Origin of the sequence: Apibacter sp. (genome assembly GCF_025291155.1) — a bacterium.
Classification (GTDB): domain Bacteria; phylum Bacteroidota; class Bacteroidia; order Flavobacteriales; family Weeksellaceae; genus Apibacter.
Genome location: NZ_JAMBJZ010000074.1, coordinates 1 through 10,291, shown reverse-complemented (window position 1 = coordinate 10,291; position 10,291 = coordinate 1). Strand labels below are relative to the sequence as shown.

Sequence of the window (10,291 nt, the reverse complement as noted above, 5' to 3'; positions counted from 1 at the left end):
CCAACTGAGCTATGGGACCATTGTTATTTTGCGTTTGCAAATATAGGTATATATTTTGTTTCTACAAATTTTAAAGGAAAAAAATAAAGGCTATTTATAAAATAAATAGCCTTTCTATTTCATTTTCAGTTAAATAAAATTTACTTTCCTAAGTAAGATTTTAAAATTTTACTTCTACTAGTATGCTTTAATCTACGTATAGCTTTTTCTTTAATTTGTCTAACTCTTTCTCGGGTAAGGTCAAACGTTTCACCTATTTCTTCTAAAGTCATAGGATGTTGGCCACTTAAACCAAAATATAAACGAATTAAATCAGCTTCCCTCTGAGTTAAAGTGGAAAGAGATCTTTCAATTTCAATTTGAAGAGATTCCAGCATTAACTCTTTATCAGGACTTGGAGATTCTCCTGAACGTAAAACATCATATAAATTAGAATCTTCTCCTTCAACTAAAGGTGCATCCATAGATAAATGACGCCCTGAATTTTTCATAGATTCCTTAATATCATCCTCACTCATATCCAACACCTCACTTAATTCAGCTGCAGAAGGAGCCCTTTCGTGTTCTTGCTCAAGGTGAGCGTATGCTTTATTAATTTTGTTAATAGAACCAATTTTGTTTAAGGGCAGACGTACAATTCTTGATTGTTCTGCTAATGCCTGAAGAATGGATTGACGTATCCACCAAACGGCATAAGAAATGAATTTGAAACCTCGAGTTTCATCAAAACGTTTTGCAGCTTTAATTAGTCCCAGATTTCCTTCATTAATTAAGTCAGGTAAACTAAGCCCTTGATTTTGATATTGCTTAGCCACAGATACAACAAACCTTAGATTTGCTTTAGTTAATTTTTCTAAAGCAACTCTATCACCCGCTTTAATTCGCTGTGCCAAATCAACTTCTTCATCAGCAGTAATCAGATCCACTTTTCCAATTTCTTGTAAATACTTGTCAAGAGATGCAGTTTCTCTGTTTGTTACCTGCTTAGTAATCTTTAATTGTCTCATTTAATAGTAACTATTTTTTATCTTTAAAAAAAGTAGACGAATAAAATTAATTCATCTACGTATTATTTAACCTTTATATTTGTATATACGAAAAATAATACGAAAAGGTTACAATGCTTTTATTAATTTGTTATTATTTGGAATAATCTTGTTAAATTGCAAAGGATAATTAAACTAAAAATTAAAAATTTATCTTGAATGATAACCTTAATTCAACTGCAATATGTATTAACTGTTGCTGAGTATAAGAATTTTACGATCGCAGCAGAAAAAGCTTTCGTAAGTCAGCCCACTCTGAGTATGCAGATTCAAAAGCTTGAAAAAACATTAAGAGTTGAGCTTTTTGATAGGACAACAAATCCTATAAAAATTACTCCCATAGGAAAAAAAATTGTAGAACAGGCTAAAATTATTTTATCTGAAGCAAGTAAATTATCTCAAATTGTTGAGGAAGATAAAAAAAGTATGAATGGAACGGTTGTAATAGGGATTATTCCTACAATAACACCTACCTTAGTGCCTCTTTTTTATAAAACATTCAAGAATAAATATCCGGAATCCGATCTCGTAATTAAAGAGTTAAAAACAGAAGATATTATAAAAGGAATTAAAAAAGGAAATTTGGATTTCGGAATTGCAAGTTCGCCTATACATGATAATCAGATTATAGAAAAACCTATATATAAAGAACCTTTAGTTGCTTATGTTTCATCAGGAGATATAACCTTGTCTAAAAAAACAGTGTTAAGTGTTGATGATTTAGATTTTAATTATCTTCTAATGTTGGAAGAAGGGCATTGTTTCAGAGATGTAGTTTTAGACCTCTGTAAATATAGAGATACAATTAACTCAAATATAAAATTGGAGGGAGGAAGCTTTACCACACTTATAAATCTTGTGAATGAAGGTTTTGGATTTACTATTCTACCTTTAATGGAGTCAGAAAATTTATCGGATGAAGAAAAGAAAAATATAAGATACTTTTTTTCTTCGCCATCTAGAGAAATCTCATTAATTTATTCAACCAATCAAATTAGAACGACTTTTGCAGATAAGTTTGTTGATTTAATAAAAAGTATTTTAAGAGGAAAATTATTTTTAGAGGATAAGATAGAGAACAAACCGCAAATAAAGGTTATATAAAACCATTGACTAATTAAAATGTTCTTTAAAACTAGACTTAATATCGATATAAGTAAAATACTAAGGAAAAATTAATAATTTGGCTCAGATTTAAAATTTTAAAAGCTAAAAACCATTATATAGTTAAAATTAATATTTATAAGCATATGATTGAAACAGATATTTTAATAATAGGAGCAGGTCCGACAGGGCTTTTTGCAGTATTTGAAGCTGGGTTATTGAAATTAAGATGTCATATTATAGATGCTCTTCCAAGCATTGGAGGACAATTAAAAGAAATATACCCCAAAAAGCCAATATTTGATATTCCCGGATATCCTTCAGTTCAAGCAGATGAATTAGTTAAAAATTTATTTGAACAAATCAAACAGTTTCAGCCAGGATTTACCTTGAATGAAACAGCAAAAACTATAGATAAGCAGGCCGATGGAACTTTTATTGTTACCACAGATAAAGGTACCCAACATCATGCTAAAGCGGTTGCTATTGCAGCTGGGTTAGGAAGCTTTGAGCCCAGAAAGCCTTTGATAGATAATATAACAGATTTTGAAGAAAAAGGAGTTGAATATTTTGTAAAAGAGCCGGAAAAATATAAAGATAAAAAAATATTGATCGCCGGAGGAGGAGATTCAGCTCTTGATTGGACAATATTTTTAGCGGATATAGCTAAAGAACTTACTTTAGTTCATCGAAGGAATGAATTTAGAGGTGCATTAGATTCAGTGGAAAAAGTACAATTATTAAAGAATCAAGGTAAAGTAAATTTAATTACTCCGGCAGAAGTTGTAGGAATTAAAGGAAACGGAAAAGTAGAATCATTGGTGATTGAAAAAGAAGGGCAAACTTTCGATAAAGAAGTAGATTATTTTATACCCTTATTTGGCTTGACCCCAAAATTAGGCCCAATAGCTGATTGGGGATTGGAAATAGAAAAAAATGCGATCAAGGTAAACAATGCATTAGATTATCAAACAAATATTGAAGGAATTTATGCAATTGGGGATATAAATATTTATCCGAATAAATTGAAATTAATTTTATGTGGTTTCCATGAAGCAACGTTGATGTGTCAAAGTATTTATAATAAAATATATCCGGATCGTAAATACGTTTTAAAATATACTACCGTTGGTGGCGTGCAAGGATTTGACGGAACTGTAAGAGAAGCAGAAAAGCCAGTAGTAAAATCAATTCAATAAAAATTCATAGTTATTATTATGTCAGATATTACAATAACTATCACCGATAGAGAAGGTAAAAAACACATAGTGTCGGCCCCTACCGATATGTCTATGAGTTTAATGGAATTAATTCGAGCATATGAATTGGTGCCAGAAGGAACTATAGGTATTTGCGGTGGAATGGCCATGTGTGCCTCTTGCCAAATATATATAATAAGCAAGAATGTTCCTTTGCCCGAAAAAGGAGACGAAGAAGAGGCTATGCTTTCAGAAGCCTTTAATGTTAAAGATAATAGTCGTTTAGGGTGTCAAATTCCTATAACCAATGAACTTAATGGATTAGAATTTCAAATCGCTCCATTTCATTGATGCGAATATTTTATAGTTGTAAATGATTGAAGAAATTATTGAGCTAAAACCTTTTTTAGATGAAAAGGTAGAGAAATATAATACTAAGCAATTTATAGAAACAGATCCCATACAGATTCCTCACCTATTTCAAAAAAAAGAGGATATTGAAATATCAGGTTTCCTAACCGCGATTATTGCATGGGGAAATAGAAAATCTATCATTAAGAATGCGCATAAAATAATGCAATACTTAGATTATTCTCCCTATGATTTCATAATTAATCATACCTCCCAGGATTTAAAAAAAATTGAAGGCAGTGTTCATAGAACTTTTAATTCTACGGATCTACTTTTTTTTATTAAATCGCTGCAAAATATTTATAAATATCATGATGGACTAGAAAATGTATTTTCAGCCACAAAAGAAGAAGAAAATACATATTTTTTGATAGAAAGATTTAGAGTAATATTTTTTGAAATTGAACACTTGGAAAGAACCAGAAAGCATATAAGCAGTCCTTCAAAAAACTCATCAGCAAAAAGAATAAATATGTTTCTAAGATGGATGGTACGGAAAGATTCAAATCATGTTGATTTTGGTTTATGGAACAAGATTTTGCCATCCCAATTAGTTTGTCCTCTGGATGTTCATTCGGGTAACGTTGCACGATCCTTAAAATTATTGAATAGAAATCAGAATGATTGGAAATCTGTATCTTATCTTATGAAAAATTTAAAAATATTAGATGCAAACGATCCTGTTAAATATGATTTTGCATTGTTTGGATTAGGCGTTTTTGAAGGTTTCAATCAATAAGTTGACAGAGCGATAACAATAATGGCTACTAATGCCAGAACCAGTCCTACATAATTCAACGAATTCATTTTTTCTTTAAAAACAATAATTCCAACTAAACTTCCCAATAGGATTACCCCTAAATTCATAGAAGCAAAAACTATCGATGGATTATTTTTGAAAACTTGATGTGCTTTTAAATAAAAATAAACATTTCCAAAGTTAAAAATTCCTAAAGTTAATCCCCATAAAACATCTTTAAAAGTATATTTTATTTTCTGTGCAAAAGTAATGCAGCTACCTACCACAAATGAGCCTAAAAATATAAATAAGGTAGATGTGGTAAAATCAAATTCCTTATTTACAGCAATTAATTTATATAAAATATTAATAATACCCAGACCAAAAAAGATGAGAACAAGTAGATATAATTTATTAGAAGGGAAAGTATTATCTCCTTTTTTAGCGTAGAAAATAAATATTATAGAGATAAAACCAATGATTAATCCAATTATTTTATGAAGATTATAAGACTCTTTAAAAAATATAAAAGAAGCTGTAACTGTAATTAACAAGGACATTCTTTGAGCAATGTCAGTTCGTGCTATACCCGTATATTTAATGGAAGCAGCAATTAACATAAAAACAACAGGCATTAAAATGCTCATGGCTAAATATATAATCCAAGGCGCAGAAGAATAATTTAAAGAGGCAAGGTTCGGTTTAAAAAGTAAATAACAAAATAATGCAGAAAATAAATAATTGTAAGTAATAATGAGTGTAGCCCCTTTTGGATTTGAACTTTTATTATAAAATTTTAATAATACAGCTACAATAATATTGAAAAAAATACTAATTATAATTTCTTTCATAATTTTTAAAATTTATCAAAAATACGATTCTAAATTAGATTTTTCTCTAAAATGGTTAATAATAACTTAATTTAATTAATAATCTTATATTAAATAAAAAGTTAACTAATGTATTATGTGTGTTTACTTTATTTTTAACTGAAAGTCAATAGTATAGCTCGAAAATACTTCAAATTAATATTAATTAGTTTTCATAAAAAAATAAAATTAAAATACGAAATCCTTTATGAATTTTAACAAAAAAATTTTAGATTTACATTCTTTTTACTAAAATATATATATGAATTTACAAGATTTAGACCAGAATTGGATTGAACAATTTGACAAGCCATTGGTAATAGCAGGACCTTGCAGCGCTGAAAGTGAAAAGCAAATGATGGAAATAGCAGAAAGAATGGATCGAAATTATATGCAAGTGTTCCGAGCAGGGATATGGAAGCCTCGTACAAAACCCGGAAGTTTTGAAGGAGTGGGAGCTATTGGTCTTAATTGGCTAAGAAAAATAAAGGAGGAATTCAAAATGCCTGTGGCAACAGAGGTAGCTAATGCTTCTCATGCAAAATTAGCCTTGGAGTTTGATATAGATTATCTTTGGATTGGAGCAAGATCTACAGTAAATCCATTTACCATTCAAGAAATTGCAGAATCTTTAAGAGATACTGATAAAATTGTTTTGGTTAAAAATCCGGTAAATCCTGATCTAGACTTATGGATTGGAGCATTAGAAAGGCTTGCTGCTCAAGGAATAAAAAAAATAGGTGTTATTCATCGAGGTTTTTCCTCTCATAACAAATCCAAATATAGAAATAATCCGCAATGGCAAATAGCCCTGGAACTTAAAGATCGTTTTCCTAATATTCCAATTATTGGAGACCCCTCTCACATAACAGGAAGAAGAGATTTAATCGCTGAAGTTGCCCAACAAGCGTTTAATTTAGAATATAACGGGCTTATGGTTGAAGTGCATAATAACCCTGACGAAGCTTGGAGCGATGCAAAACAGCAAATTACACCGGAAGCATTAAAAGATATTTTGGTTGATATTACCCTACGTAAAAAGAATGATAGTTCAGATGCTTTTTCAACAAAATTAAACAGATTCAGAGGAGAAATCGATGAGCTAGATAACCAATTGTTAGGATTATTAGCTGCGCGAATGGAAGTAGCTAAAAAAATAGGAACGTTAAAAAAAGAACATAATGTAGCCATTTTTCAACCGGACAGATGGAACGTATTAAAAAAATTAGCTATACGCAATGGAGAAAGAATGGGATTATCTGAAGATTTTTTAGAACATCTATTAGTTTCCATTCATAAAGAATCTGTGGAGTTGCAAAATAAAATCATGGAAGAATAACAATATATACAAGAGAATAAGTTATAATGCATCATCTTAATTATGATGCATTTTTTATATTTTTGAATAATGAATGAAGCTATAATACTCAAATCCACGGGAAGTTGGTATCAATTAAAAGACATAAATACAGGGAAAATTTATGATGCTCGCATTCGTGGTAAATTTAAGAAAGAAAAAATTAGAAATACTAACCCATTGGCAGTAGGAGATAGGGTACATTATGAGCTCGAGGATAATAATATTGCTTGGATTACAAAAATAAATACAAGAAAAAATTATATCATACGTAAATCAGTTAATTTATCTAAAGAAACGCATATTATAGCTTCCAATATAGATTTAGCCTGTATAATATTTACCTTAAAATATCCCCAGACTTCACTCGGTTTTCTAAATAGATGCTTGATTACTTGCGAGGCCTATCAAATTCCTACTTTAATTGTATTTAATAAAATAGATTTATTATCTGAAGAGGATGTAAAAGAATTGAATGAAGTTGAAAATATATATCATTCTATCGGATATGAAACTTTACGAATATCTGCTGTGAATAAAATAAATATGGCAGAATTAAAAGAAAGGATCGTAAATAAAATTACAGTATTTTTAGGACATTCAGGTAGCGGAAAATCATCCACAATTAATGCATTACAAGAAAACTTAGATCTAAAAATAGCAACTATATCCAATTATAATGAAAAAGGCAAGCATACCACTACATTTGCCCAAATGTATGATTGGGATTTTGGAGGGAGTATTATTGATATTCCCGGAATAAAAGAATTTGAATTAGTAGACATTCATAAAGAGGAATTACAAGATTATTTTCCTGAAATTTTACGTGAAAAGCATTCTTGTAAATATAATAATTGTATACATGTTAATGAACCTCAATGTGCAGTAATAGATGCTGTGAAGAATGGTAAAATATCTGAAAAAAGGTATGCACATTATTTAAAATTAATTGAAGAATTAAAAAGCTAAAATCTTTTAATATTTTTGTATTAATAAATAATAAATTCGTTGGTTAATTTAATTAATAAAAAATAAAAAAGTCGGATTTTTTTAAATCCGACTTTTTTATATGCTGAATATAATTTTACTTAATTTACACCACCACCTAAGGCTTTATATAAATTAATAGATGCTTGTAATTGTTGAAGTTTATCATTTACTTGATTTAGCCTAGCGCTTAATAAGTCTCTTTCTGCATTTAACACTTCTGTATAATTTGCATCACTGTAAAGAAGTAATTGTTTGGTATAGTCTACTGATTTAACCAATGAATTTATCTGCAAACCCCTGTCATAATCTTTACTTTTTGCTTTTTCATATGCAAATAAAGCATTAGACACTTCTACACTTGAATTTAAGACAGAATTCTTAAAATTAAGTAATGCCTCTTCTTGTTGAGCTTGTCTCATTCTCAACTGGCTTTTTAATTTTCCTTGATTAAATATAGGTTGGGTTAAACCTCCTACAACTCCGGCAAAAAGGTTAGAGTGATCAAAGAAATTATCTAAATTCTTTAAGGTAGAATATCCTGCATTACCGGTAATTGTTAAAGAAGGATATAATGAAGCTTTAGCCACATTGGTATTTTCAAAAGCAGCACGATAAGCATATTCATACATCATGACATCAGGTCTTTTGGACAATAGTTGAGCTGGTATTCCATAGTTAAATTGAGTAGGAACGGTTTGTTGTGCCATGGTTGATCTTTGTATCGGTCCCGGAGTTCTTCCCAATAAATAACAGATAGTGTTTTCCATGGTTTTAATATTCTTTTCCAAGTCTGGAACACTAACTTGGGTAGCATATAATAAAGCCCTGCTTTGTTCTACTGCTGCCCCAGTTACAATATTAGCTTCCTTAAGGTCCTCCATTGTTTTAACATTATCTTCCAATAATTTTATAGTACTTAAGGTTATATTCAATTGCTCATCTAAGGCAATAAGAGAATAATAATTGTTCGCAATATTTGCAACCAAAGAAGTTTGAACTACTCTCTTATATGCATCACTTTGAAGGTAAGAAGCTAATGCAGATCTTTTTGCACTAGTAATTTTCCCCCAAATATCCAGTTCCCAACTTGCGGATGCTCCTAATTGAAATACTTCAGAGTGGGTTTTAACACCATTTCCTTGGACAGTATTTAACTTGCTGTTCGAATAGGAGGCATCAGCATTCAATGTTGGCAAATAACCTAATTTGGCTGAGCGAAGTGCAGCTTCAGATTGTTTTATCCTAGCAACAGCTATTTGTAAATCATAACTATTCTGAATACCCTCATTAATTAAACTTTGCAAATTTTCATCTTTAAAGTAATCTTTCCAAGGGATATCAGCGATCGTAGTGCTATCTTTGATAGGCATATCCCTATACAGGCTATTATCAGTTATCTGAGGTCTTTCATATTTAGCGGTAATACATGATGAAAATACTACTGTAAATAATAATAGGGATGTATATTGAATCGGTCGAATTTTCATTCTTAATTCTTTTATTTTGTTATACTTATTCATCATCATCATCATTTTCATTATTTTGTTCTCTTAAAACTACAGAAGGTTTATGAGTAGCCTTTTCTTGTAATGATTGGAATACAGCGAATAACATAGGCGTTACTACTAAACCAACAACAGTACCAATTAACATACCTCCAATAGCAGCTGTACCGATAGAACGGTTACCAACAGCACCTGCACCAGTTGCAACCATTAATGGCAATAATCCGAAGATAAATGCAAATGAAGTCATTAAAATTGGTCGTAGACGAGCAACAGCACCTTCAATCGCAGAATCAATAATACTCATACCGTGTTCTCTTCTCTGTACTGCATATTCTACAATCAGAATTGAGTTCTTTGCTAATAAACCTATAAGCATAATCAAACTTATCTGTAAGTAGATATTATTGGTTATTCCGAATAATTGAGCGAATAAGAAAGCTCCTGCTAATCCGATAGGTAATGATATGATAATCGCTAACGGTAATATATAGCTTTCGTATAATGCAGCTAATAAGAAATAAACAAATATTAAACACAATAAGAATATATAAACAGTTTGAGATCCACTATTATTAACTTGTTCTCTTGTCATTCCGGAATATTCAAATGAATACCCTTGAGGAAGAGTTTGTTTAGCTACCTCTTCAATAGCTCTAACAGCATCACCTGCACTGTAACCTGCATTAGGTTGTCCATTTACAGGGATGGATTGGTAAAGGTTAAAACGTTGTAGTGATTGTGGACCGTAAACTCTTGTTAAAGTTATAAATGCGGAAATAGGTGCCATTTCACCATTGTTATTTCTTACAAACATTCCATTTAGATCTTCTACATTTTTTCTATATTTCGGATCCGCTTGAATCATCACTTTATATTGCTTACCGAACTCGTTATAGTTGGAAGAATAAATTCCACCAATATATCCTTGTAAAGTAGTTAAAATATCTGTTACAGCTAAACCAGCTTGTTTAACTTTAGCTACATTTACGTCAATTCGATATTGAGGATAGTTAGGGTTAAATGAAGTAGTTGCATACATAATTTCAGGACGTTGATTCAAAGCTCCTA

Annotated in this window: 10 protein-coding genes; 6 read left to right on the top strand and 4 right to left on the bottom strand. The window is 30.5% G+C overall.

Annotated elements, in window-relative coordinates; genetic code table 11:
- Positions 1 to 140: 140 nt before the first annotated feature.
- On the bottom strand, positions 141 to 1,007 hold the full coding sequence (locus M3Z80_RS07590) for a sigma-70 family RNA polymerase sigma factor (RefSeq protein WP_055425808.1): 867 nt from the start codon (positions 1,005 to 1,007) through the stop codon (positions 141 to 143).
- Positions 1,008 to 1,205: 198 nt separating this feature from the next.
- Between M3Z80_RS07590 and M3Z80_RS07585 the strand changes: the two genes are divergently transcribed.
- The 4 genes from M3Z80_RS07585 to M3Z80_RS07570 all read left to right on the top strand — a co-directional run bounded on the left by M3Z80_RS07585 (position 1,206) and on the right by M3Z80_RS07570 (position 4,499).
- On the top strand, positions 1,206 to 2,150 hold the full coding sequence (locus tag M3Z80_RS07585) for a hydrogen peroxide-inducible genes activator (protein WP_293918941.1): 945 nt from the start codon (positions 1,206 to 1,208) through the stop codon (positions 2,148 to 2,150).
- A 146-nt stretch (positions 2,151 to 2,296) separates the two neighbouring features.
- A complete protein-coding gene (locus M3Z80_RS07580; protein WP_293918940.1) occupies positions 2,297 to 3,349 on the top strand; it encodes an NAD(P)/FAD-dependent oxidoreductase in 1,053 nt (350 codons plus the stop codon).
- An 18-nt stretch (positions 3,350 to 3,367) separates the two neighbouring features.
- Entirely contained in the window at positions 3,368 to 3,700 is a 333-nt protein-coding gene (locus M3Z80_RS07575; protein ID WP_293918939.1) for a 2Fe-2S iron-sulfur cluster-binding family protein, read from the top strand.
- A 22-nt stretch (positions 3,701 to 3,722) separates the two neighbouring features.
- Positions 3,723 to 4,499, top strand: a complete 777-nt coding sequence (locus M3Z80_RS07570; RefSeq protein WP_293918938.1) for a TIGR02757 family protein — start codon at positions 3,723 to 3,725, stop codon at positions 4,497 to 4,499.
- Here M3Z80_RS07570 and M3Z80_RS07565 read toward each other — a convergent pair.
- Positions 4,493 to 5,350: an EamA family transporter gene (locus tag M3Z80_RS07565; protein ID WP_293918937.1), complete on the bottom strand. Its 858-nt coding sequence runs from the start codon at positions 5,348 to 5,350 to the stop codon at positions 4,493 to 4,495. The two genes, M3Z80_RS07570 and M3Z80_RS07565, sit on opposite strands and share 7 nt — an antisense overlap.
- A gap of 280 nt (positions 5,351 to 5,630) precedes the next feature.
- Here M3Z80_RS07565 and M3Z80_RS07560 point away from each other — a divergent pair, with 280 nt between their 5' ends.
- Together M3Z80_RS07560 and rsgA are read left to right on the top strand one after the other, a co-directional pair.
- The gene (locus M3Z80_RS07560; RefSeq protein ID WP_293918936.1) at positions 5,631 to 6,707 is read left to right on the top strand and encodes a bifunctional 3-deoxy-7-phosphoheptulonate synthase/chorismate mutase type II; all 1,077 of its coding nucleotides are present in this window, start codon (positions 5,631 to 5,633) and stop codon (positions 6,705 to 6,707) included.
- A 69-nt stretch (positions 6,708 to 6,776) separates the two neighbouring features.
- Positions 6,777 to 7,694, top strand: a complete 918-nt coding sequence (rsgA, locus tag M3Z80_RS07555; protein WP_293918935.1) for a ribosome small subunit-dependent GTPase A — start codon at positions 6,777 to 6,779, stop codon at positions 7,692 to 7,694.
- 119 nt (positions 7,695 to 7,813) lie between these two features.
- On the opposite strand, the gene M3Z80_RS07550 is transcribed toward rsgA, so the two are convergent.
- Both M3Z80_RS07550 and M3Z80_RS07545 read right to left on the bottom strand, forming a co-directional pair.
- Complete coding sequence (locus tag M3Z80_RS07550) at positions 7,814 to 9,235, bottom strand: efflux transporter outer membrane subunit (protein ID WP_293918934.1); 1,422 nt, start codon at positions 9,233 to 9,235, stop codon at positions 7,814 to 7,816.
- Positions 9,228 to 10,291 (bottom strand): efflux RND transporter permease subunit (locus M3Z80_RS07545; protein ID WP_293918933.1); only part of this gene is annotated, 1,064 nt, incomplete at its 5' end. The genes M3Z80_RS07545 and M3Z80_RS07550, both read right to left, overlap by 8 nt.